We start from the raw sequence: 1,022 nt of genomic DNA, 5'->3' as shown, positions 1-1,022 counted from the left end.
GCGCTGCGGAACATCCAGGGCGCCGCGGACGTCAAGACCGAGCAGGTCGCGGGTCTTCCGGTGCTGACGGTCAAGCTGGACCGCAAGGCGCTGGCGCGCTTCGGCATCAGCGTGTCCGATGTGCAGAACCTGGTCGAGATCGCCGTGGGCGGCAAGACCGCGGGCCTGGTGTTCGAGGGCGACCGCCGTTTCGATCTCGTCGTGCGCCTTCCGGATGAACTGCGGACGGATATCGAGGCGATCAAGGCGCTGCCGATCCCGCTGCCGCCGCTGGAGGGCCAGCCGAGCCAGAACAAGGCGATGCCAGCGGCGTTCGGCACCTCGCCGCTGGCCCAGATGCGTTACGCGCCGCTGTCGGAACTGGCGGAGATCTCGGTCGCGCCGGGCCCGAACCAGATCAGCCGCGAGGACGGCAAGCGCCGTATCGTCGTCTCCGCCAATGTGCGCGGACGCGATCTCGGCTCTTTCGTCGGCGAGGCGCAGCAGCAGATCGCGCAGAAGGTCAAATTGCCGGCGGGCTACTGGATCGGCTGGGGCGGCCAGTTCGAGCAGCTCGTCTCGGCGACGCAGCGTCTGACCATCGTGGTTCCGATCGCGCTATTGCTGGTCTTCCTGCTGCTGTTCATCAGCCTCGGCGCCGTGGCCGACGCACTGCTCGTCTTCAGCGGCGTGCCGTTGGCGCTCACGGGCGGCATCTTCGCGCTGCTGCTGCGTGACATTCCGCTGTCGATCAGCGCGGGCATCGGCTTCATCGCGCTCTCGGGCGTCGCGGTGCTCAATGGTCTCGTCATCATCACCTTCATCGAGCGGCTGCGCCGTGACGGAAAGAAGGTGGTGGAGGCCGTGCGCGAGGGCGCGCTGACCCGCCTCCGGCCTGTGCTGATGACGGCGCTGGTGGCGTCCCTCGGCTTCGTGCCGATGGCGATCGCGACGGGAGCGGGCGCCGAGGTGCAGCGCCCGCTCGCGACGGTCGTCATCGGCGGCATCGTCTCGTCCACCATCCTCACGCTGCTCGTTCTTCC

General features: G+C 68.4%; 1 protein-coding gene. It reads left to right on the top strand.

Going from position 1 to position 1,022, the window contains the following annotated elements; all coding sequences use genetic code 11:
- The coding region (locus tag AC1DU6_RS32620) for an efflux RND transporter permease subunit (protein WP_477862399.1) at positions 1 to 1,022 on the top strand (1,022 nt) is incomplete at both ends.

This window comes from Roseateles sp. P5_B10 (assembly GCF_056400485.1).
The sequence above is the reverse complement of the archived record's forward strand: the minus strand, read 5'-3'. Positions and strand labels throughout refer to the sequence as shown.